Consider the following 21923-nt stretch of genomic DNA (forward strand, 5'->3'; position numbering starts at 1 on the left):
TTCAAGGCTGGTTACGAGGCTTCACAGGCTGAATCAGACGATCCGGAGGACGATGGGCCTCCCGCTCAGATCCCGGGGTCGCCTCAGCGCTGAACTCCACCCTGGCTCGGTTCGTTGCCGGTTCGCACATCCTGATCTCGGGGGCGGTCGCGTTCGGTCTGGAGACGGCGGAGGTTGTCGCGGAGCTCGTCCATGTTCGCGCGGGCCTGGTCGATGCCCGCCGAGCGGGTGAGGCGCTGCTCGATCTGTTCGAGCTTGGCTTCGCTCGCCTGGGCCTGCTGCGGGGTGAGCGTCTCGGGGTCGGCGTCGGTGGGCCAGTCAATGCCGGCGGCGAGGGTTTCGGCCCACAGCATGTTGGCTGCGTGCGCGGCGTCCTCACCGTCGCGAGTGAAGCTGGGCGCGGCTTGCGTGATGACTTCGTCCCACTGCTCGACGGGCAGCACGGCGACGGCCTGCGCGGCCTGGCGGGCGGCCAGAACCGTGTTCTCGATCGTCGCCACGTCAGTACCTGCCTCGTAGGTGCGGGCGATGTGGTGGGCGACGTCGACGGCGGTCGAGGGGTGCAGGTTCGGGCTGGTGAGGACCATCCTGAGCAAGGTCGGGTCGTTCTCGTACAACTCTCCGGGGTCCTTCGCGCCGGGGATGGGGATGGAGCGTGCGTCGACGCCCCGCGAGGTGAGTTTCCAGAACGCATCGCGGGTGGCCGCGCGGCCGGCGTTGTCGTTGTCGAGCGCGAGGTAGACCTTCCCATCGCGCGCGAGGGTGGCGAGCATGTCGGCGTGAGTGTCGGTGAACGCCGTTCCGCCCGTGCTGGCACCCATCATCACGCCGTCACCGGCGAGGGTGATGGCGATGGCGTCGAGGGGGCCTTCGACGCGCACGGTGGCGGGTTGGGTCGCGGCTCCCTGAGCGCGGGCGTGCTGGAAGCCTTCGTGCATCCCGATCATGGTCGCGCCCTTGGTGAACGCAGGGGTTTCGGGGGAGTTGAGGTACTTCGCGGGTGAGTCGTCGAGGGCACGGGCGTGGAAACCGATGGGTCGCCCGTCCTTACCGCGTACGGGGATCATGACGCGGTTGCGGAACAGGTCGTAGACGTCCTGACCTCCCTTGTTCCACTTCGCCAGACCGGCTTCGACAAGTTCGGTGTCGGTCGCGTGCTTGGTCTCGCGCAGGTGGGTGACGAGATCTCGTGCGTTCCACGGCTTGTCCGCGCTCATGGGGGCGTGGCCGAGCTTGAACGGGGTCTCGCTCAGATCGCTACCGAAGCGGCGCGCGATGTACGCGGCGGCGGGGGAATCTGTGTAGTGAGCGCGGTAGAACTCGTGTGCGGCGGTCGTCAGCTCGATGACGCGCTCACTCGAGGTGGTGAAGCTCGGTGCCCACTCGTTCTCGTCGCGTCGAGCGTCCTCGCGTGAGGCGACGCGAGCCTCGGCGCGAGCCTGCTCGGGCACCCGGTTCGCGGTGTGGCGGGCGCTGTCGTGTTCGGCGGCGAGACGGGTGAGGTACGCGTCGATGTCTGGGTCGTGAAGATCGCCTTCACCGATGCGCTCAGGCTCGGGCTCAGCGGTGATGCTCGTGTCGGCCAGACGCCACAGCAGGACCGACGCGAGTTCGTGCACGCCCAAGCGGCCGTCTTCGTGATCGGCGCCGGGCACGGGCAGGGAGTGCGCGCCGATCCGGTCGACGGCGTTGGCGATGATCTCTTCGGCGGCGTGACCGCTGGTGGTGGAGCGCTCGGTGACGGTGGCCACGAGGGTCGGCCAGGCGGGGTCGCTGACGACCCACCCGGCCAGTTCGGCGCCGAGGGCGTCCTCGAGAGCGCTCGTCCATGCGGGGCGCAGACGTCCGGTGGCCGCACCGGTCGCGTCGGCGGCGGCGGTGGCTCCCAGGTGGGGCAGAACGCGCGACCACAGCGCGGCGGCGGTGTGCTCGTCGGGCAGAGGCTTGTTGTCTCCGCCGAGGACGTCATCCAAGATCGTGGCCACGTCACGGCCTGCCGTGTGTGCGGCGTCGAGACGCGCGGCGAGGGTCGGCCACCACGGGTCGGTCAGAACGCGTGGTTCGACGGCTTCGATCGCGGGCGCGAAGACTGCGCCGGCGTTCGCGACGGTCGGCGCGTGCCGTTCTGCGCGGTCGCGTAGAACGTCCTGGTAGGTGCGTTGGCGCACGCTCAAGCGGGTACGCCCGACGATGGCAGGGTCGTCATCGTCGGTGTTGGTCGCGGCTCGCCACACGGCCAGGTCGGCGTGCAGCTCGGGGGTGTCGAGGAAGGCCCGCGCCCATTCGGGCGCGGCCTCATGTTCCAGGGCACGCACGTCGTCGCGGAGCGCGGCAGCGTCGGTCTGCACCAACTCGTAGCGCTCACGCACCCACGCGCCGTACGTCGCGTCCGTCGAGACGCTCTCGGGGATACCGGGAACCCACGGCAGTGGCCCGGAGCGCGCGGAGTGACTTCCCGTTGCGTCCAGGCGCCAGTCGAGGACCGCGGCGATGTCGCGCGAGCCGTCGAGTGCGCGGTCATCGGCCGCGTCTCGCAGCGCCGCGAGGGGGTCGACGTCATCGAGGGCGAGGAAGGCCAGGTGTGAGTGCAGGGTGTCCCAGGCGGGCGCGGAGGTCACCCCGGGCACGATGTCCTCGGCCTCTCGGGCGAGTGCGTCCATCGCGTCGCTACCCAGGATGTTCGCGGCCGCGTGAGCCAGTGCGTCCTCGTATCGCGGCAGCGACTTGGCGAGCAGCGTGCGGGGGTCGTGCTCGTCGCGCAGAGTCGTGGTCGCCGAGATGACCGAGCCATCGCGGGTGATGATTGCTTCGAGGGATTCGACCGTGGTGGGCGGCACGAGGACCTCGGGCGCGATCTCGTTGTGCTCGTCGCCGTCGCCACCGGTCGGCATGAAGATGTGGTTGGCGTGGCGTCCGCGCGTGGTGCCGACGTAGAACAGTTGGCGATCCTCGGACCCGTTGAGCAGGGCCAGGCCCTCGTCGACGGTCTGTCCTTGCGCGCCATGGAACGTCGAGGCGTAGCCCAGGTCGACCTGCTCACGCACGTAGTCGGCAGGCAGTGTCACCGAGCGGTGCAGGGTGTTGTGTTCGACGCGCAGTGACCCGTCGACGCGCACGTCGGTGATCGTCCAGCGGTCTCCGTTCTTCACGAAGTCGGTGGCCGACAGCATGAGGCGGCGGTTGTTCTTGCGCGTCACAATCGTGTCGCCGGTGCTGGCTTCGAGTCCGGAACGCAGCGCGACCGAGGGGCCTACCGGGGCGTCTGAGATAGCCAGGCGGGCGTGACGGGCCCGCGCGTTGAGGTCGGTGACAACCTCGTTGACGTGAGCCATCATTAGCGTCTCGCGACCCAGGCGCGTCGCTTCCTGCCATTGCTCGAACACGGCATCCGCGAGGCCCGCTTCGTTGCCCACCCACACCCGGTCGGCGTCGAGGTAGAAGCCAAGCGCTTCGGTCTTTCCGGCACGCACCGCGAGGGACGCTTCGGCCTCGCCTGGGGTCGTGAATCGGACGACTTCGCTGAGGGTGAGGGCACCGACATCGGTCTTGATGTTGCGCAGCGCGCCACCTGCTGCGGGGGAGGCGAGCTGCTGGTCGTCACCGATCAGGCGCACCTGAGCACCGCGAGCGTTGAGGAACTGGATGGCGGTCGCGAGGTTCTCGGTGCCCGCCATGCCGGCCTCGTCGATGATGACCATGGTGTTCTCGTCGATGGTGTCCATCCACGCCGGCGCTTCGCCCGCCCCACCACGGATGTGCCACACAAGCTTGTCGAGGGTGTCGGCGCTGGTCTCGATGCTGGAGCCCAGAACCTTCGCCGCCGCCGCGCTGGGAGCGAGGCCGATGACGGTACCCCCGGAGTCGGTCCACGCCTTCGTGAGCACGCTCATGGCGGTCGTCTTGCCCGTGCCCGCTGGTGCCAACGCCAGTTGCACCATGCGTCCGCTAGTGGTCATTTCGCGAACGAGTTGGGCCTGACCATCGTTCAAGGTCACGCCGTTCGCGGTCTGCTCGAGCAGCGCCAAGTCGACGTTCGCCGCCTCCAGCGTGCGGCCCCCTTCGGTCTGAGCCGCCTGCAGCAGCGCGGCCTCAGCTTCAAGGATCGCGGTCGTCGTGAACTTCTGGCTGAAGGCTCGCCGGTACACGCTCGTGCCGTCCGCACGCCGTAGATCGTCGGGCTCGAGGACGGGGTCTTTCGCGTCGATGCGCGTGCTGTGTGTGGGGTCTTGAACTGCAGCGATAAGCCCCTCGATAAGGGTGTTCTCGCTCGACTCACTCAGTCCGAACGGGCGCACGGTGCGTTCGGCTTCGGCACGCACATGGCCGAGGTCGAACATCGCACGCTTGCTCGTGATGCGCGCGACCATCTGCCCTGCGAGGTCACTCACGGCCTCGGGGGAGGTGGGTTTCGGGGCGGCGTTCTGCCGCTCACGCGCCCGCGCGCTGGCGCGCTGGGCGTGCGCGAACAGCCCCGACGCACCTCCGGGGACTGGGGATGCTTCGTCGGCCAGCGCGGCGTCGATGCGGGGCGTCCAGGTAGCGAGTTGGTCGTTGAGAGAGCGGGGCTCTGCCTTCTCCTTGCGCGTGTGCTCGTGCGCCCACCGGCTGAGTTTGTAGGTCTCTTTCACGGTCGGGGGGCGCCCGTGTTTGGTTTGAAACTCCGTGGCGAGGCGGTTGATCTTGGCGCGAATTTCGGCCCGCCGTGAACTCATGGACTCGATGAGTTCAGGGCTGATTCCGGCGACTTCGCGCACAACCTGCTTGCCCTCTTCACCGCTTCCCGCGCGGGCTTCAAACGCGAGCCCCAGGGCTCGTGACTTCGCCTCCAGCAGCCGGTTGTACCGCTCCGAAACGCTGACCGTGGTCTTGTAGATCGTCTGCCCGTCAAGGGCCAGCCACCGGTCGGGATCGCCCTGCCCTCCGCTTTCTCCGGGGGCCAGCTGCACCTTGGAACTGATCGCGACGTGGGTGTGAAGGTGCGGGTCGCCGTCGCGGCTATCGCGGTGGGTGAAGGCGGTAGCCATCAATCCGCGTGTGCCGACCTGGCGCACACCGGCCTTGCCGGTGCGCGTGAACGTGGCGTTGTCCTCGAGCCACGCGATGGACTCGCGAACCGCTGCGTCGTGGACTGCTTCGAGGTCAGCGCGTTGCTCGGGCGTCGCTGCCGCCCACAGGATCGTGAACGACTTGGGGGCGGAGAAGGTCAGGTCATAACCCGCCACGCTCGCCTTTTCCTGACGTGTCTGGGCGGTGATGAACGACGAGATCTCGCGCGCATCTCGCGCCGCTCGACCGTGCGTTTCCGCGAAGACACGACCCGCGACCTCGGTTTGTAGCTCGGCCTTCGTCTCCTCGGGGACCTCGTCGTCCCGAGTTTTGCCGTTCGCTGCCAGCCACGTGTTGTACGCCCGAGTCAGCTGGATCGTGTACGGACTCGCAGCCTTCGTCGCGTCCTTGAAGGGGTTGCCCAACCGACCCGCCTTCTCGATAGCGGCAGCGTTCGTGCTCGTGCGGGCGACGTCCTCCATGATGCGATCCGCGTTCGGGTGAACACCCTGACCGAACAGGTTCTTCATGTGCTGTTCCGTCACTGTGTCGCCGACCTGCAGGCCGTTCGCTTCACCGAGACCATCGAGACCGCGACCCATCCATTGCCCGGGACGCTCGCCCTTTTCGCTGTAGTAGTCGGCGAGGGCCTGGCCGTTGGTCTTGTCGACATCGCCGCGCGCTACCTGCTTGGTGAGGTAGGTGTAACCGCTGCCAGCAGACAGCTTCATCAGCGTCACACCCATGTCGTCACCCGCCCCGATTGGGCCGAAGTGCAGGGGTTTTCAGTCCATTTCACGCGCGTGGCATCACCATCAACGGTGATGACGAGACGCGGCATGGGACTCCCTTCAACGTATCAAGGAAAGCACACCCAGCACCCGCAGCGCCATGTGCTCAGGAAACATTCAGGCAATGCTCAGCAAATGACCGCAGCACCGAGGGTGCAAGAGGTGCGTACATCCAAGTCTTTTTTTGATCTGGTGTTTCCGACTCGATCAAGACTTGCCGGTTATCGAACATTTCTCCGAGATGACACGTTCGATCTGCATCGATGGGACGTGTGGCACACTTGGAGGTGGGAAACGTCGGCACACACCTCGATTCAAGACGTAGGTGGGTGTTTTGATGAGTGAAGTGAATGCGGGCTATGACACTGGCAGGTACCGCTCGACGCGTGAACAGCTGAGGCGGAGTCTGAGCCAGGACGTCACGGACGACTCTCCGATCGCGCGCCGTGAGCGCGCAGGTCGGGCACGCTTGGCGATCGCCAGACGCGAGGCCGAGCGTGCCGCCGCTCCCTCGGGTTGGACAACGGATCCGAACCGGAATGCGGAACCTCCGTTCTCGCGCTCAGCGATGCCGCCGTCAGACGAGGTCTCAGGGCTCGTCGCTAAGCACGAGGGCGACATGCGCGCCGTCGTTCGCGACACGGCGTTCATCGCTTCGGTGCGTCACATGCTGGGCACCGACAGTGACGTGACGCAGCGAGACGTTCCCGCGACGGATCGCGATGTCGAACTTGAGTCGTGGGTGGCGGACGCGTTGGGGTCTGACACCGCGGCATATGCCGCGGAGCGTGACCCCATGTTGCGCCAGCGCGAGCGTGAGGACACGCTGGCGGTGATCAACGAGCTGCGTGAGGAGGTTGGCGAACCTGCGTTGAGCGAGGAGGGCCTGCTCACACTCGCAGGGTTGGGCCCACGCCCAGAGGCGTTCACGCAACTGCATGAGGAGAACGTCGCGGCCGTGCGCGCCGCTGGGCTCGCGACCGACGAACTCGTCGATAGCCCGTCGCCGTGGCAGTCGCTGCCGAGCGGCTGGGTGGGGCTGCGGGACGCCGAACGGGCTGAGCCGCCCGCTCGCGTCATGCTGGATGGCGACGAACCGGTGTTCCGGGCATTCCCGAATGACTGGGCCGTGGACGATGTTGAAGTCTCTCTGGCGCAGGTTGCTGTGCATCTCGGAACGTCCGAACAGAACGTAGAGGAGCTCGCGCGCCGTCTTCGCGACAACTACGTGCGCGCCCTCGACGCCATCGACCGGTCGGTGACGATCGACGCGCCCGAACGGATCGACGAGCCTCTCCCTGCTGTGTCTGTGGACGTGGACAGTCCTCGCGTGGCGCGTGATCTCGAAGTGACAGTGAGTGGTCCGGACGATGCCTCTCCACGGTTTGCCGGCATCGATGAGTACGGATCTCGGGCTGAACTTGCCAGCGACCCCGACACACTCGGGTTCTGGCTCGACATCGATCCCCGAAGCGCGGAAGCGCTTGCGCAGGAGATCACCTCCCGCGCAACGCAAGAAGCCGTGTGGGCGCCGCCAGGTGATCGAACCACAGCCCGTCTCAGTGACCTCGAACCCGACGAACGCAGCGAGGTCATCAGCCTCGGTCCAAACCCGCCACCCGAGGTGCTTCCTGACGCGCAGCGTGACGCAGACTCACCTCTCGTGCGTCGCGGCACCAGTGGGCAGATCGTGGACTTGAGTCAAGCTCAGGCGCGACTGCAGGCCAAGAGCGTCGAACACGCGGCCAACAGTCTCGATTCCCTTGGTGTGGGCCACCCCTCGTACGGCATGAACAGGCGGCCCGATCATCCGCAGCCCGGCACCGACCCGACGCAGCAACGCATCTGACTGACAGACCACCCCCCTGCGAACGAAAGGATCCACCCATGGCTCGCAAGAACGTCGGACCCGTCACAGCACGCAACCGCGCCCGCGAAGCAGTGGCTGCGCTGGCCGCCGAACGCGCAGAACGCGACGCGCGCATTGCGCAGCACGCGGAAGCGTGGTTCAAAGCCGGCGACACCATCGACTCCATCCAGCAGCAGCTCGAAGAAGCTCGCGAGCAGCAGGCGCGGGCGGTCGGCGCACTGGCTGACGAGGCGGTGAGTGTCGACGAGACGAGCCGGATGCTCGGCATCGAAGCCTCGGAAGTGCGCGCTCTGCGTAAGCAGAACAAGCAGCTGGTTCAAGCAGACGCAAACACCGGCGACGAAACCGTGTCGACCGAAACGGATACCTCGGTCGAATCCGAGGGGGTCGCATCGTCGGGTGGCGAAGCACAAACGACCCCTGAAGACTCGTGATGCCGACTCTGGCGTTAGGTGCGCTCGAGTGAGTGGGCCCGCCTCGCTGAGCCCGGCCGCGCACCGACTCATCACCTCGGCGGTGCGCGACGAGCGCGTGCAGCAGCGGTACTGGGCGAAGGTGGCGAAGCCGCAGGTGCCCGGGTACACGTGCTGGCCCTACGTTGGCAGCCTCCACCCCAAGGGGCATGGCCGGTTCTGGGTCGGCAATGTGCGCACTCGTCGCGGACCGGTTGACGTGTGCGTGATCGCGCACCGGTTCGGATTCGCGCTTGCGCACGGCATGGAGACGCTCGATGCCGTGCCCGTTCTCGCTCACGCGTGTGACGAACCGTCGTGCCAGAACCCAGAGCACCTCATCGCCTCGACGTGGGGTGAGAACCTCGAGCAATGGCACCGACGCCGATGGAGTCCAGGCTCACCACTTCGTGACACGCGAGGCCCAGGCGGACGCGCAAGAGCCATCCGAGCGGCGCTGCAGAACGGCGAGGACCTCCAGAGCGTGCTGAGCGCGGGCCGTGGCGTCCTCGACACCAACCAACTCGACCTTTTCTGAGAGAGAGCATCGTGCAATATCACCTGCGCGTCGACGCTGACGGAGCGACGATCAACGGGGTCGCCGTGCCCGTCCCGGAGGGCAGCGATCCGCACAGCGCTGCGAGCCGAGCCGTCATCGCTGCGGCACGCCGCGAGCACCCACACGATCGGCTCGTGCCCGTGCTGGCGGAAACACCTCAGGGCGCGTGGCGGATGGCCGTCGTCGACGGCCACCTCCTCCCCCTCGAGGACGCGCAACGACAGCAGGAGACAGCGTCCGTGACGCGGGTGAGTCCAATGGACTCACCCGCACCGGGCACGGCACGCGCCCAACCCACGCCGACGCGCGGTGGACCGCTGCTCGGCTACGACCCGCCAGATCGTGCTAGCGTCAGCCGCCGCCAGGTTCTTCTCGGGGCGGGTGGAATCGGAGTGCTGGCGCTCGGTGGCATCGGCACATCGGCACTCACGAAAAGATCAGCGCCCTCCTCATCCGCGAGCGGGGCTCCCACACCCACGACGCGGAAGCAGATACCTGCCCTCCCTGACGGTCAGGACGCGCCAGGCGGTTGGTCGACCGACGCGGCTTGGGCGTTGGAGGACATCGCAGATCCGCGCCCCAGCCTCGCCATGCATGACGGGCTCGTCATCACGCTCACGCAACCGGCGGGCACGGGGATACTCACCCTCACCGCCGTGCACGCCGAGACCGGTGAACGGGCGTGGAGCTCGCCGCTGCCACAGGGAACCACTGTCACTGCCGGCCCCTCCCTCATCACCCTCGAGGGAGCAGCGCGTGTCGTCGTCGCGACCCAAGACGCCGTTCTCGCCTGGGACGCGGTCACCGGCAAGCAGCACGTCAAGGTCGCCGTGCCGAGCGACGCTGCCTCGGTGACGACCAGCGCCTTCGGTGTCTGGAGCAACCACAGCGGCCAACGACGTCGCGCTCTCATCGGCGGCACGTTTCAACCCTTCACCCTCCCCAAGGGCACCTCGCCCCTGGGGGTGCTCGGGCGACAACTCGTCGTTGCCGACACCAAGGGGCAGGTGTGGAAGTTGAGCGCCGGCAAGGCGGCCGGGAAGCCCACGAAGTTGCAGGGTCCGAAGGGATGGTCACCCGGAACCGTCGTCCTGGCGACGGACGCTCTACTCGTGACCGGTTGGAACCGGGATCAACAACTCGCCCTGCGCGCCTTCGACCTGACCACTCTCAAGCCACGCTGGACAACTCGACCGCAGCGGGGGTGGCAAGGCTTCCTGCCCGTCATTGGCGTCTCGCCGGATCGCAGCTGGGCGATCGTCGCGAATCGCACTGTCGATCTGCGAACGGGAGCCATCCAGACCATCGCGGCGAAGTGGTCGACGGTCGGGATCAGCGACACGCACGCCTGGGGTGACGACGGCAGAGTCATCCTCACCTGCACCAAGACCGGTCACCTCGTACACGCTTCACACGCCCCCACGAAGGTCGACACCGCGCTCATCAGCGGCGGCACCGCCGACCATGTCCTCGTCACAGGCTCTATCGCCAACAACTCGACGCTGTACTGCCTTCCTCGAGCAACTCGCCCATAGGGACGCCTTGATCATCGGTGACCCGGTCTCGCGCTTGAGGCGGCGGTGTGGACCGTGTTCGTGTGGCGCCGCTGACGCCCAGCTCGGAGAGTGATTCCATTGGAATCACTCCGCTTACCGATGCGGAGAGGCCCCGCCCAGGTCAACACCTGGGCGGGGCCCTCGTCGTGCACGAATGGTCCGTGTCAAGCGTCCGTCTTGCGGAATGCGGCCCAGACGTCGAGGACGGGCACCGACGTGGCCACGATGTCGTGGTCGAGGCCGTCCGCGCGGCTCCACACGCTCCGCCGCAGTGTGCCGTCGACGTCCGTGAGTGTCACGGTCTCGCGCTCCACGTCGTAGGCGAGCACGCCGCGCACGATGGCGCCTTCGTCGCTCCTGGGGGCGTCTTCCATGCCGCAGTCCTCGCAGGGGAAGCCTCGACCATCCGCACTGACCCACGCAGTGAGGGGCGTGACGTGCTCGCGTGCGGTGGGCTGTGCTTCGACGGCGTACTGCAGGTATCCGCCACCATGCGTGAGGCACGCGACGCGCCCGCCCAGGTCCATCCACAGGCGAGGCTGAGCGGCGCGCGTGTAGATCGTCGCGCACGCGTTGTTGAGACGTGTGTCGAGCACGAGGGCGTGCACCTGCTCGCTCATGCTTCGGTCGAAGATCCTGGGAGTGTTCACGGTCGTGCCTTTCGGTTGGGGAAGGTGGTTAGCCTCCCGACTTGCTGACACCTACAGACTATCGCAATCAGTCGGCGGGGGCAAGCGGTCGAGCCATAAGTGAGCGAGGAATATCGGCCCGAAATAGTTTCTCGCGCTTCTCATCGCTGGCGACCTTCTGAGATAGTCTGTAGGTGTCAGCAAGTCGGGAGCCACCACTCCCACCAACCGAAGGGACACCGATCATGTCGGAGCACAGCACGCGCACCATCGAAGACCTCGCCGGCGTTGTCGTTACGGCGATCGAGCCCGACAACGCCACGTCGGCAGTTCTGACCTGCAGCGTCGCCAGCACGCCGCGCGTGCGGGTGGAGGCCAACTTCTGCTACGCCTCCTTCGACGGTCGCAGCCCGTTCCACAACAGCATGTGCGGCGTGGACCTCACTCTCGACCCGGCGGGCCTCGGGGGTGCCTACGCCTTCGAGTCGCCCATCTACCTGAGCACCCTCCAGTTCCCTGGCTGCGAGGAAGACTTCGCGACCTCCCAGCAGGCCGACCAGCTCTTGCGACGTGCCGGTTTCAAGCGGGTCGGGCCGTGGGAATACATCGACCCGCGGTGCGCGATGGCACCCGTCGCGCGTGATGAGGACATCTTGGACGAGGGGTGCCCGCAGTGTGGCGCAGAGGCAGGCGAGCCGTGCCGTGAGCACTGCACCGCACCTGAGGGCGTGTCACTGTGAGCGGCGTCGCGGTCGTCCAGCCCGACCTGTTCGGCGACTACGACCGGCGGGAACGGTCGCGTCAGTGGGGCGCCGAGCCTGCGACGTGCCCGGCCTGCGGCGCGCAGGAGCCGAGTGGCTTCCTCCTGCGGAACAACCACGGAGTCGACGAGGACGGCACCATCTGCGGGTGGCCGCTGGGCGAGCATCCGATCTACGGCGCCCGCTGCGTCGCGCAGGACCTGACCGTCAGCCACATCGTCTTCGGCATCCGGCACGACGGCGCCGGCCTCGAGCGTGATCTCGAACGCGGCCGTGAGCTCGGCCTCGACGTCGACGCCATCGTTCGCCAGGAGCAGGAGCGGCAGGACTGACGGCCACACACAGCACGGGGGTGAGTCCACTGGACTCGCCCCCGCTCTCATGCGGCCACTACCATGACTGACGTGCCGGTGTGGTTCCCGGCGCGTAGGACATCCTTTCGGGATCGTCTTGCTGACACGGCGAGGCCCCGCTCTCTGGGAGCGGGGCCTCGCTCTGTCTGTGAGGCTAGGCGCGCGGCGGTTCAAGCCTCAGCGCGAGTGTCTTCCTCGAGTTCAGATCCGCGAGTAGGCGTGGTCGCAAATTCCCTTGTGGTTCATCTCGCCACGCGCGCAGCCCCCTTCCTACACTGGAGGCGGGCCGGGCAAGCCCGCTCGGCCTGTAGCGCAGCGCGAGCTCGCTGCGTCCTGGTTAGGTGAAGGGGAGACCGATGAAGAAACCCTGGACAACCGTATCGGCCGTAAGTGGCGCTCTGATCGTGGCCGGCACGATGGCGCCCGCCGCACAGGCCAACAGTTTCAACGGCCGCTTCGGGCCCGTGCAGACGTACGGGTACAACGACGCAGCCGACAGCTTTTGCGTCGATTCACGCATCGACCCGCACTGGATCAGCGCGACCCTGACGCCCGTCAGCCGCTCGGGACCGACCCGTACCGTGACGGCACAAGGCGGCAGCTGGAACTGCACCAGCCTCTCGCGGGCATACGAAGACACCCGCTACCGCGCCGTCATCACAGGCGACGGTGGGGGAACGCGAACGGTGTACTTCTACAGCTGAGCCCACCGCGCGGCAACCAGCGCGAAGGCCCCCACCCTTCTCGGGTGGGGGCCTTCGGACGTCCTAGACGCCGCTCAGTCAGAGGCGGGCTCAGCCTCTCCACGGGCGAGGGCCAGGGCCTCATCGAACGTGAGAGCCGGCGCGCCGGCCTCGATCGTCTCGACGCCTTCGGGGGAGATAGCTCGGTGCGACATTGCGTGCTTCCTTTCGGCTGGTGGGAGCCGGTTGGCCCCTGACTTGCTGACACCTACAGACTATCGCAATCCGTGAGTGACCTCAAGTCTCCATGAGAGTTTCTTCCGGATGGTCGCGACGGGGTGATTCCAGTGGAATCACCCCGTCGACGTATCCGAGCTACTTGCTTGCCGCGATCAGTCCGGTGTGTGCGCGTCGGGGTAGCGACGCAAGCTCTCGGTCACCTCGTCGAGCTGGCCAGCCCGCGCTCGTGTGCGCTCGATCGCCACTCGCAGTGCGGCAGTGCAGAACGAGGTGCGATTCCAGTTGGTTCCCTGGGCGATGTCGGCCCCTCGAGCGCGGTCCATTGCCGCGACGGCCTCGTCTCGCAGGCGGTAGGGCCGTGCCCGCTTGTCACTGGTGTCATAGGTGGGCGCGGCGTCTGCTTCGGCCTGGCGGCCTTGCGGTGACAACTCCGAGAACATGATGAGCGCTTCAGAGACCCACGCGGCCATGCTGCGCGGCGAGGTCGGGGTCGAGCGGCGCTCGGTGAGGTAGGCCGCCCGCGCCTGCTGCACCAGCGCCTCGGGCAGGTGGAACGAGATCTCCGTGCTCTTGGTCGTCGCCCTCGCGACGTCCGCCCTCACGCGCACCTGATCGATACCTTCATTGCGCTGCTCACTCATGGTCCTCACACTTCCCATTCCCGGTCTCTTGCTGACACATACAGACTATCGCACTAACGGCATCAAACACCCCTAGACATGTCACCAATGGTGACATTAGACTAGGCGTATCGGTCAGGGCAGGAGGCCCAGACCAGACCCTGGAGGGGAAGCATCATGAGCACTGTCACCGCGAGCGACATTCGCACTCACGTCATCGAACCGACGTGCGGTGAGCACTTCACCGCCGAGGAACTGGACGCCATCGAGGATGCCGTCCTCGACGCCGCGCCGCTTTCAACGTGGCACCTGGCCGGAACGCAGTACACGTCGTCGGTGCTGAGTGTCGACGAGTTCTGGGGCGTCGTGGAGAAGACCACGGTATGAGTCGCAACACTCTTGAGAACTCCGCAGTCATGACGGCTGCGGAGTTCCGCGTTTCCCGTGAACGTCTCAACGTCAGCGGCGAATGGCTCGCCCAGCGCCTCGACGTCGCATTGCGGACCGTGCGTCGCTGGGAAGCGGGCACAAGTCCTGTCAGCAATGGAGTCGCCCTCGAGATGTTCGGCTTGCTCGACGAGACAGAGGCGTTCGTTGCGGCTGTCGTGGAGCAGCTACTCGCAGAGGGCCCTGATGCGACCAGCGGCGGCTGGCACCTGCTCACGTTCGCAGATGATGCAACCTTCGAGGCACACCACCCTGACAGCGAATGGTGCGCCTCGTGGCATCGAGCAGCAATGGGGCGCGTCACCCTCGAGCTACCTAGCGTGCGGCTCGTGTGGGCACCTGCGCGCGAGCAAGAGGGCGGGCGATGAACGAGAACGCCGTGATGCTGCTGCGCCTGGCCGGAGCGCCAACGCAAGCGTGGAACAGCGCCCGACACGCATACGTCCCGGCAGGCCCCCACGGGCGGCACCTGCCCGCATTGGAAGACGTGACTCCTCGCAAGTCAAACCTCGTCGGCCTGCTCGGCGCTGCGCTGGGTCGTCGGCGTGGCCCGGTGACCCGACCTGGGCATCGTCCCGAAGCCGACCTCGAGGACCTGGAAGCCCTGCGCTACCTGGTGCGCGTCGACCTCGAGGGCCACCTCCGATCCGACTTCGCCACCTCACGGGGCCACACATCGACGGGCAAGACCGTCACGCGCCCCATGAGCGAGGTCGTCGTCGATGACCCCGCCTACCTCGTCGGCGTGTATGGCGATCACACGCTCCTCACGGCAGCGTGGGACGCGCTGGTGCGTCCTGCTTTCTCGCTGTCGTACGGGCGGCGCGAATACCCCATCGTCCTCCCCCTGCGGCTGCATTTCGACACAGGCAGCAGCAGCGACCTCACGCGCCTCATGCGCGAGTGGCCGTGGCTCGCGCCCCCATGGGCGCGGCCCTCTCTCGGACGCGACGTCACGCTGCGGTTGTACGAAACGCGCCACCCTCGCGTGGCGCGGTCAGGACTGCGCGCCTACGCGCCAACACCGGGGCAACACTCCGATGCGACGGGCTCGATCGAGCACCCTCCCGTCGAGGTGACGAACCCCGATGGGAACCCTGGCCTCGATCCGATCGACTGGTTCCTCTCAGTTGTGGAGTGAGGCTAACGTGACGCACATGTCCAACAGTTCTCTCGAACTCGTTGATGGCTCACGCCTCAGCGTCGAGGTTGACGGCGCAACCGTGAACCTCGCGCGACGCGACCCCGCCGGCCATCTCCTGCTCGGTACGACATTGGCCCCTGTCGAAGCTCACCGACTCAGTCGCGCCCTAGCAACCGCTGCGTTCGCGGCAGAGCGACCCCACTGATTCCTGCGGAACCCGCCCATTCGGCCGCGTGAAGTGAAGACCCACCTGCCGGGTGATTCCAGTGGAATCACCCGGCGTACTCCTTGGCCCACGAGCGTTCGACGCGGCGAATGGTCGCCAGGCTCACACCGAAGATCTTGGCCACCTCAGCTCGCGTGATGCCAGCCTCGCGCATCGTCACAGCGTTCGCGCGTTGCTGCGCGTCGAGCATGGGTGGCCGGCCAACCGTCTTGCCCTGCTTGCGCGCCTGCGCCAGTCCTTCCCCCGTGCGCTCGATGAGCACATCGCGCTCCCACTCCGCCAGGTCGGCGAGTACCGCCATGACGAGACGACCAGCGGGGTCCGAGGTGTCGAGGCGCGGGTGGTGGCACTCAACGATGACACCGCGCTTGCGCAGCTCCTCCATCGTTGTGAGCGTGTCCACACGGGGTACGCCCGAGACGGTCAAGCCTCGTCACAACGAGCCGATCACCGGACCTGAGATAGTCGATCGCAGCGTCCAAACCTGGGCGCTGCGACTTCGCACCCGAGACCGTGTCCGTGAAGATTCGCTCGCACCCGTCCGCTTCGCGTTGCGTGGCAAGCGTCGTTGGCTGCTCCCTCGTCGATCGTCGGGCGTAGCCGATTCTCACGCTCCGGCGGGAGATCCGAAGATCAGTTGGTTAGCTGTCGAGAAGACGGATGCCAGTACGTAAGTGACTTCGTTTCCGCCGTCCCACTCAGTCCCGTGCGCCGTGGCGTAGGAGTTGATCATGCCGGGCACGCTGCTCATGCCTTGCGTAGTGGCCTTGATCAGCAGGTCCACGGCGAAGACCTGGGCGCCTGCACTCGCCTTCAAGCCATCCGCTAGTTGTACGCGCATACCTGGCCTAAGGGTTGCTTCCTTGCCCATTGCGACAAGAGCCTCAGCTGCACCCTCGACCGCGGCTTCAACGATCACCAGTGCACCTACCGGGTTGTGGACCACGAGCGTAGCGAAGTCCTCTTCACTGAGGGGGTCGGCGATGCCGAACGATGCCGCCTTTCCCGTGAGAGCGGCACGCCATGCATCGCGCACACGTTCGTGCACGGCCGTCATGTCAAACCACTTCTTGTCTGAATCGTTCACTGCTCTACTCCATCGTCATTCGCGGGAACACTTCGGGGGCCGCCGATCTCCCTCCCGGGAAATGGGCGCGATTTCAGCGCGGAGGCTTCAGGTAGAGGCCACACGCGTCGAGTTCCTGATAGTTCGGAGCGAGTCCCCCACCACCAGACTGCGAATGAACCTGACGATAGTGCCTGTCTATGAAGCCATCGGGCCAGTACTCGATAACGCGGGTTAACGCTCCCCACCTGCTTTGAATCGCCTCGATCACCCGCACCTGGGCGTTCGCGAGCGAGGTGTTGTTCTTGACGTCGGTGACGATGGCGTAGGTATCTCCGTTAGAGACCCGCCAGACCTCGATGGGGTAGCGCTGCACATGACCGTAGGTCTCCACCTCCAGGTAGGTCGGGTTGGGGTCGTCGTCCCGCGCGTCCCGCCGCTGAGGCGGCGGAGTGTGCGGGGGAACCTTTGCCAGATCGACCTGAACCATGGGCGTCTCACTCCTTCCAAATCGGTCGTTCTTGATGCCGCCGGGGAATGCCCTATCTAGCGGCGACATTGACTTCATAGCATTGAGTTCATAGCTAAGGGTGACGAAACCGTCACATATCAGAGGGTTTTGATACCTCTGAGAGTGTCGCTGTCACCGTAAGCACCGTTGCCGGCGATGACGTCGTAGATGAGGCGGCGCGAGACCCCGAGGTCTGCTGCGAGCTTCGCTTTGGGCTCGCCCGCGGCCGCTTTCTGGCGCACGCGGGCGATCTGTGCGTCGGTGAGGCGGCGGGCGCGGCCCTTGTACGCGCCGCGCGCTTTGGCCAGGTCGATGCCTTCGCGTTGGCGTTCGCGGATGAGGGAGCGCTCGAGTTCGGCGACGGCGCCGATGAGTTGGCGTTGGAACGTCGCGAACGGGTCGGCCGCAGCATCGGGTGAGAAGGTGAGGCGTTCTTTGACGAACTCGACGCTCACTTTGCGCGCGGTGAGGTCGGAGACGATCTGCTCGAGGTCGATGAGTGATCGCGCGAGTCGATCCATCGACGCGACGCGCAACGTGTCACCGCGACGCACGTAGCGCAACGCATCCGACAGGCCGGCGCGATCGGCTCGGCTCTTGCCGGATTGGTGATCGGTGAACAGCTCGTCGACCGCCCCAAGTGCCTCTAGTTGCCTGGCTAGATTCTGCGACGTCGACGAGACGCGCGCATACCCCACGATTTGACCCGGCATGTCTAGACCCTACGCGCAACATGAGCAATAAGTCCACCGAGGACCCTATTTGCACGCGAGCCACAGAGCGGAGCAACTGTGCAAATAGGGTGTACCCAATTCTCACGGATGCGGACCGTTCGCGGTTTCGATACTCTTGATGCGTAGCCAAGGTGTTGATGAGAGCAGAAGGTGCGATGACTTTTCAGGTATACCGAAAGGGTTCGAGCTCGGCGCGCAAGAGCCCAGTGGTGACAATCCAGAAGAGTGGTGCAATCAGCATCAACGAGGCCGGATACAAGCAACTGGGGGAACCACGTTTCGTCCAACTCCTCCATGATGCTGATGAGCGTCTCATCGCCCTGAACCCCACAGAAGAGACTGACTTGGATGGCTACGCTGTTCGTCGGCAGAACGCTTCGAAGGGTACGGGGCCAGCTGTAATCTCTGCGGGTAACTTCGCCTCCGACTGTGGAGTTGATACACATCAGGCACGCAGGTGGGCACCTGAGTTGATCGACGGGATGCTCGTGGTCGATCTCAAGGTCGAAGGCGTCATCGTGATCTCCAACCGGGAACGGGGCCGACTGGCGCGCGAGGGAGGCGGCGGCACTCAGTGAAGGACCAAGCTCGCGGCGGGCATGCTTATCTCGACGAATCCACACAAGGTGACTACCTGGTTATTGCTAGCGTGATCGCACCTGGCGATGTGCGCGAGGCCCGAGCTGCGCTGCGGGGCCTCCTGCTGCCTCGTCAGCGCAGCTTGCACATGAAAGACGAGAAGAAGACCGCTCGACAAGACCTCATCGTCGCCACCGTGTGCAACCTCGAGTTGACCACCACTATCTACGTTGCCAAGCCGAGCGAACACAAAGGCCATACCGGAGCGCGCGACGCCTGTATCCAACGGGCCTCCAGTGACAGCGCCACCCAAGGCGTCCAACGTCTAGTCCTCGATCGCAACGACAGCTACATGAAGCGCGACGAGGCCTCGATCCTCAAGGGCGCCACACGTGCTGGCGTCAATCCCGTCCCCTTCAATTTCGGTCACATGAGCCGACACGAAGAGCCCATGCTGTGGGTACCTGACGTTCTCGGGTGGTGCTACGCGCGCGGCGGGACATGGCGCCACAGGGTCCATGACCACGTGCGCATCATCGCCCTCTAGATGTACTGACCGGGGACGTTGATCAATCGTGAGAACGGCGGCTGGTTCCCGCACGCCGTGTGAGGCCGGTGCTGGTTGTAGTGATGTAGCCACGCCTGGAGGGCGTCGCGGCGCTCTGTCTCGGAGGTGTAGCAGCGGGCGTAGGCCCACCCGTCGGCCATGGTCCGGTGGAAGCGCTCTACTTTCCCGTTGGTCTGCGGCCGGTACGGACGGGTCCTCTTCGGCGTGATCGACAGGGACTCACAGGTGTCGCGCCACAGGTGTGACCTGTAGGCGCCGCCGTTGTCGGACAGGACTCGTTCGATGGTGACGCCGCGGTCGGCGAACCACTCGACCGCGCGGTGCAGGACGCCGACGGCGGTCTCGTCGTCGTGGACCTCGGTGTACGCAACGCGGGAGTGGTCGTCGATGACGGTGTGCACGAATGCGTATCCGAGCTTCGGGCCCCCGTACTGATTGCGGGGCTTGTCCGGGGTGGCGACTCTGTTCTTTTCGCCTTGTGGTCGCCCGACGTAGCGCCAGCCGCCGCCGTCGGGGATGTTTCCGATCTTCTTCACGTCGACGTGCACCAACGACCCGGGGTGGGGGTGCTCGTAGCGCCTGATCGAATCGCCAGTGGCGCGGTCGATGTAGGCCAGCCGGTTGAGGTGTGCGGTGGTGAGGATGCGGTGCACGGTGGACGCGGCGACGCCGAGGCGGGACGCGAGCTGAACTGGGCCTTCACGCAACCGCATTCGCAGGCTGATGCATCGCTTCGTCGCCGCTGGCCCCGTCTTGTTCGGGGATGTCTTCGGGCGCGAGGATCGGTCGTTCATCGACTCGCCGGCGAGGTAGCGGTCGACCCAGCGCTTGACTGTGGGCCAGGAGACTTGGAAGCGAGCTGCGACCTCGCTGATCGGGTAGCCGGCATCGACAACCAGACGGGCGACCTTCAGTCGATGGCGCGGGGTCAGTGCTGCGTTGGGGTGGGGCATCGGATTCCCTGTTCGGGTAGTCATCGCTTGGTTGATGTCGACGGGCTCGCGGAGGAGTCGCCGCGGCAGGTCACGGGGCGTGTCGTGCGGCGAGCGCTCGGCCGGTGTGTGTCTCGGTGGCGGGCAGGCCGGCGGCTGGTCCTTGGTATGTGATGTGGCCTCCGTCGGGTCCTGCGTCGGGGCCGAGGTCGATGATGTGGTCGGCGGTGGCGATCAGGTTCAGGTGGTGGTCGGCGACGACGACGGTCGCGCCGCCGTCGACAAGGCGGTGGAGCAGGCGGGTCAGGGTGTCGACGTCGCTCATGTGCAGCCCTGTGGTGGGCTCGTCCAGCGCGTAGACGCTGGCGGTCTGCAGGATGCGGGTGGCGAGGCGCAAGCGCTGTCGTTCTCCGCCAGAGAGTGTGGACAGGGGTTGTCCGAGGGTGAGGTAGCCCAGGCCGACGTCGACCAGGCTGGCCAGCGGCGGGCCTGCGGGAGTGTTGGTGTAGCGGGTGGCGGCGTCGGCGACCGGCAGCCCGAGGACGTCTGCGATCGTTAGGCCGTCCAGGGTGTGGGTGAGCACTTCGGAGGTGTAGCGGGCGCCGTTGCAGGTGGTGCAGGTGACGGGGACGGGGCTGCTTCCGGGGGCGTCGAGGTAGGTGACGCCCAGGCCGGTGCAGTCGGGGCAGGCGCCGGCGCTGTTGGCGCTGAACATGGCGGGCTTGAGTTTGTGTCCGGGGGTGCTGCCTGCTTTGGCGAAGGCGTCTCGGAGCCAGTCCATGACGCCGGTGTATGTGGCGGGGGTCGAGCGTCGTGATCCGCGGATGGGGTGTTGGTCGATGATTGCGATGTCTGCGCGTCGGGGCAGGTTTGCCAGCAGAGACGTCTTCCCGGCGCCGGCGACGCCGGTGATGCAGGTCAGGACGCCCAGGGGGATGTCGGCGTCGAGGTGGTGCAGGTTATGGGTGGTGGCGTCGCGGATGATGAGGGTGCCGGTGGGGGTGCGGGGCATGGTGTTGAGGGTGGGTCGGGCTGCGAGGGCTGCGGCGATGGGGGTGTGCGCGTGGGTGAGCCGGGCGGGGGCGCCCTGGAAGGTGATGGTGCCGCCGGCGGTGCCGGCGCCCGGGCCCTAGGTCGATGACGTGGTCGGCGGCGGTGATGACGTCGGGGTGGTGCTCGACGACTAGGACGGTGTTGCCCTTGTCGCGTAGTGCGTGCAGGAGCGTGACGATCTGGGCGGTGTCGTGGGCGTGACGGCCGGCGGCGGGTTCGTCGAAGACGTAGGTCAGGTCGGTGAGGGCTGAGTCGAGGCGAAGGACGGTGCGGATGTGTTGTCCCTCGCCGCCGGACAAAGTGGAGGTGGAGCGATCCAGGGCGAGGTAGCCCAGGCCGACGCGGGTGAGATTGGCCAGTAGGGACTGCAACTGGGTGATGAGCGGTGCTGCGGTTGGTAGGTCGAGGTCCTCGAGCCAGCGGTGGAGGTCCGTTGCGGCCATGGCGTGGCAGGTGGTGATGGGGGTGTTGTCGATGGTGCAGGCGCGTGCGGCTGTGTTCAGGCGGGTGCCGGCGCAGTCGGGGCAAGGACCGGTGGTTGCGACGCGCTCGAGGGCGTCGCGCACGCGTGGTTTGAGGGCAGCGGGGTCTTTGGACAGGTACAAACGGGTGATCGTGGTCAGGACTCCTTCGTAGGCCATGGGGTAGGTGCCGGTATCGACGTTTGGTCCGGTGCCGGTCAGGAGGTGCTCGAGCTCGGCTGGGGTGTATGACTGCACGGGCTTGTCGTTGTCGAAGGCCCCGCTGCGGGCGTAGACCTTCCAGAACAGGGAGCCGACGGTGAAGTTGGGGAAGGTGATCGCCCCGTCGTTCAACGACAGGGATCGGTCCAGGACGAGATCGATGTCGAGGGTGGCGGTGCGCCCGATGCCTTCGCAGGCCGGGCACATCCCGGTGGCAGCGTTGAAGGACAGTGCGTGAGGTCCGGGTACCGGTGGGGTGCCGTGCCCGGCGTAGAGCTGGCGTAACAGGGACCAGGCATCGGTCGCGGTCCCGACGGTGGATCGGGGGTTGGCGCCCAGGGGGGCCTGGTCGACGACGATCGAGGCGCTGAGTCCTTCGAGGGTGTCGACGTCGGGGCGTGGCAGGTGGGGCATGAGGTT

At 66.3% G+C, this 21923-nt stretch carries 22 protein-coding genes and 1 pseudogene; 12 read left to right on the forward strand and 11 right to left on the reverse strand.

The genetic code is table 11. The features are described 5' to 3' along the window. Positions 1–83: 83 nt before the first annotated feature. Positions 84–5777: a MobF family relaxase gene (mobF, locus tag IM689_RS14350; RefSeq protein WP_193644536.1), complete on the reverse strand. Its 5694-nt coding sequence runs from the start codon at positions 5775–5777 to the stop codon at positions 84–86. 679 nt (positions 5778–6456) lie between these two features. Between mobF and IM689_RS14355 the strand changes: the two genes are divergently transcribed. Genes IM689_RS14355 through IM689_RS14370 form a run of 4 tightly spaced genes read left to right on the forward strand, consistent with a single transcriptional unit; the run spans position 6457 to position 10253 of the window. After that, entirely contained in the window at positions 6457–7686 is a 1230-nt protein-coding gene (locus IM689_RS14355; protein WP_193644537.1) for a hypothetical protein, read from the forward strand. Positions 7687–7724: 38 nt separating this feature from the next. Further along, entirely contained in the window at positions 7725–8141 is a 417-nt protein-coding gene (locus tag IM689_RS14360) for a hypothetical protein (protein WP_193644538.1), read from the forward strand. 28 nt (positions 8142–8169) lie between these two features. Then, on the forward strand, positions 8170–8697 hold the full coding sequence (locus IM689_RS14365) for a hypothetical protein (RefSeq protein ID WP_193644539.1): 528 nt from the start codon (positions 8170–8172) through the stop codon (positions 8695–8697). A gap of 11 nt (positions 8698–8708) precedes the next feature. Continuing rightward, positions 8709–10253: a hypothetical protein gene (locus IM689_RS14370; protein WP_193644540.1), complete on the forward strand. Its 1545-nt coding sequence runs from the start codon at positions 8709–8711 to the stop codon at positions 10251–10253. 185 nt (positions 10254–10438) lie between these two features. On the opposite strand, the gene IM689_RS14375 is transcribed toward IM689_RS14370, so the two are convergent. Beyond that, entirely contained in the window at positions 10439–10924 is a 486-nt protein-coding gene (locus tag IM689_RS14375; RefSeq protein WP_193644541.1) for a hypothetical protein, read from the reverse strand. Between the two features lie 224 nt (positions 10925–11148). Here IM689_RS14375 and IM689_RS14380 point away from each other — a divergent pair, with 224 nt between their 5' ends. The 3 genes from IM689_RS14380 (at position 11149) to IM689_RS14390 (ending at position 12721) form a co-directional block, all read left to right on the forward strand. After that, positions 11149–11643: a hypothetical protein gene (locus IM689_RS14380; protein WP_193644542.1), complete on the forward strand. Its 495-nt coding sequence runs from the start codon at positions 11149–11151 to the stop codon at positions 11641–11643. After that, the gene (locus IM689_RS14385; protein ID WP_193644543.1) at positions 11640–11996 is read left to right on the forward strand and encodes a hypothetical protein; all 357 of its coding nucleotides are present in this window, start codon (positions 11640–11642) and stop codon (positions 11994–11996) included. Before IM689_RS14380 ends, IM689_RS14385 begins: the two co-directional genes overlap by 4 nt. Before the next feature lie 377 nt (positions 11997–12373). Next, a complete protein-coding gene (locus IM689_RS14390; RefSeq protein ID WP_193644544.1) occupies positions 12374–12721 on the forward strand; it encodes a hypothetical protein in 348 nt (115 codons plus the stop codon). A gap of 371 nt (positions 12722–13092) precedes the next feature. On the opposite strand, the gene IM689_RS14395 is transcribed toward IM689_RS14390, so the two are convergent. After that, a complete protein-coding gene (locus IM689_RS14395) occupies positions 13093–13581 on the reverse strand; it encodes a hypothetical protein (protein ID WP_193644545.1) in 489 nt (162 codons plus the stop codon). A 156-nt stretch (positions 13582–13737) separates the two neighbouring features. On the opposite strand from IM689_RS14395, the gene IM689_RS14400 reads away from it, so the two are divergent. The 3 genes from IM689_RS14400 to IM689_RS14410 are packed head-to-tail and all read left to right on the forward strand — an operon-like array spanning position 13738 to position 15148. Further along, positions 13738–13947, forward strand: a complete 210-nt coding sequence (locus IM689_RS14400; RefSeq protein ID WP_193644546.1) for a hypothetical protein — start codon at positions 13738–13740, stop codon at positions 13945–13947. After that, positions 13944–14375 (forward strand): helix-turn-helix domain-containing protein, encoded by a 432-nt coding sequence (locus IM689_RS14405; protein ID WP_193644547.1) that lies wholly within the window; start codon positions 13944–13946, stop codon positions 14373–14375. The genes IM689_RS14400 and IM689_RS14405 overlap by 4 nt, the downstream gene beginning before the upstream one ends. Beyond that, entirely contained in the window at positions 14372–15148 is a 777-nt protein-coding gene (locus IM689_RS14410) for a type I-E CRISPR-associated protein Cas5/CasD (protein WP_193644548.1), read from the forward strand. The genes IM689_RS14405 and IM689_RS14410 overlap by 4 nt, the downstream gene beginning before the upstream one ends. 275 nt (positions 15149–15423) lie before the next feature. Here IM689_RS14410 and IM689_RS14915 read toward each other — a convergent pair whose 3' ends face one another. The 5 genes from IM689_RS14915 to IM689_RS14430 all read right to left on the reverse strand — a co-directional run bounded on the left by IM689_RS14915 (position 15424) and on the right by IM689_RS14430 (position 17667). Then, positions 15424–15762 carry a recombinase family protein gene (locus IM689_RS14915; RefSeq protein WP_264674295.1) on the reverse strand — a complete coding sequence of 113 codons (339 nt, stop codon included), beginning with the start codon at positions 15760–15762 and terminating at the stop codon, positions 15424–15426. Further along, complete coding sequence (locus tag IM689_RS15105) at positions 15728–15988, reverse strand: recombinase family protein (protein ID WP_319803904.1); 261 nt, start codon at positions 15986–15988, stop codon at positions 15728–15730. The genes IM689_RS14915 and IM689_RS15105 overlap by 35 nt, the downstream gene beginning before the upstream one ends. Next, complete coding sequence (locus IM689_RS14420; RefSeq protein ID WP_193644549.1) at positions 15985–16464, reverse strand: hypothetical protein; 480 nt, start codon at positions 16462–16464, stop codon at positions 15985–15987. Before IM689_RS14420 ends, IM689_RS15105 begins: the two co-directional genes overlap by 4 nt. 73 nt (positions 16465–16537) lie before the next feature. After that, a complete protein-coding gene (locus IM689_RS14425; protein WP_193644550.1) occupies positions 16538–16933 on the reverse strand; it encodes a hypothetical protein in 396 nt (131 codons plus the stop codon). 119 nt (positions 16934–17052) lie between these two features. Beyond that, positions 17053–17667: a recombinase family protein gene (locus IM689_RS14430; RefSeq protein WP_193644551.1), complete on the reverse strand. Its 615-nt coding sequence runs from the start codon at positions 17665–17667 to the stop codon at positions 17053–17055. A gap of 176 nt (positions 17668–17843) precedes the next feature. On the opposite strand from IM689_RS14430, the gene IM689_RS14435 reads away from it, so the two are divergent. Beyond that, positions 17844–18266, forward strand: coding sequence for a hypothetical protein (locus IM689_RS14435; protein ID WP_193644552.1), 423 nt, complete (start codon positions 17844–17846; stop codon positions 18264–18266). Then, positions 18263–18814 carry a hypothetical protein gene (locus IM689_RS14440; protein WP_193644553.1) on the forward strand — a complete coding sequence of 184 codons (552 nt, stop codon included), beginning with the start codon at positions 18263–18265 and terminating at the stop codon, positions 18812–18814. Before IM689_RS14435 ends, IM689_RS14440 begins: the two co-directional genes overlap by 4 nt. Here IM689_RS14440 and IM689_RS14445 read toward each other — a convergent pair. The 3 genes and pseudogenes from IM689_RS14445 to IM689_RS14455 all read right to left on the reverse strand — a co-directional run. Continuing rightward, positions 18811–19788, reverse strand: a complete 978-nt coding sequence (locus IM689_RS14445; RefSeq protein WP_193644554.1) for an IS481 family transposase — start codon at positions 19786–19788, stop codon at positions 18811–18813. The two genes, IM689_RS14440 and IM689_RS14445, sit on opposite strands and share 4 nt — an antisense overlap. Before the next feature lie 70 nt (positions 19789–19858). Further along, entirely contained in the window at positions 19859–20779 is a 921-nt protein-coding gene (locus IM689_RS14450; protein ID WP_193644555.1) for an ATP-binding cassette domain-containing protein, read from the reverse strand. Beyond that, positions 20727–21923, reverse strand: a pseudogene (locus IM689_RS14455) (hypothetical protein); the annotation flags it as partial. The pseudogene IM689_RS14455 and the gene IM689_RS14450, both read right to left, overlap by 53 nt.

The organism is Dermacoccus barathri (assembly GCF_015070805.1).
Taxonomy (GTDB): domain Bacteria; phylum Actinomycetota; class Actinomycetes; order Actinomycetales; family Dermatophilaceae; genus Dermacoccus; species Dermacoccus abyssi.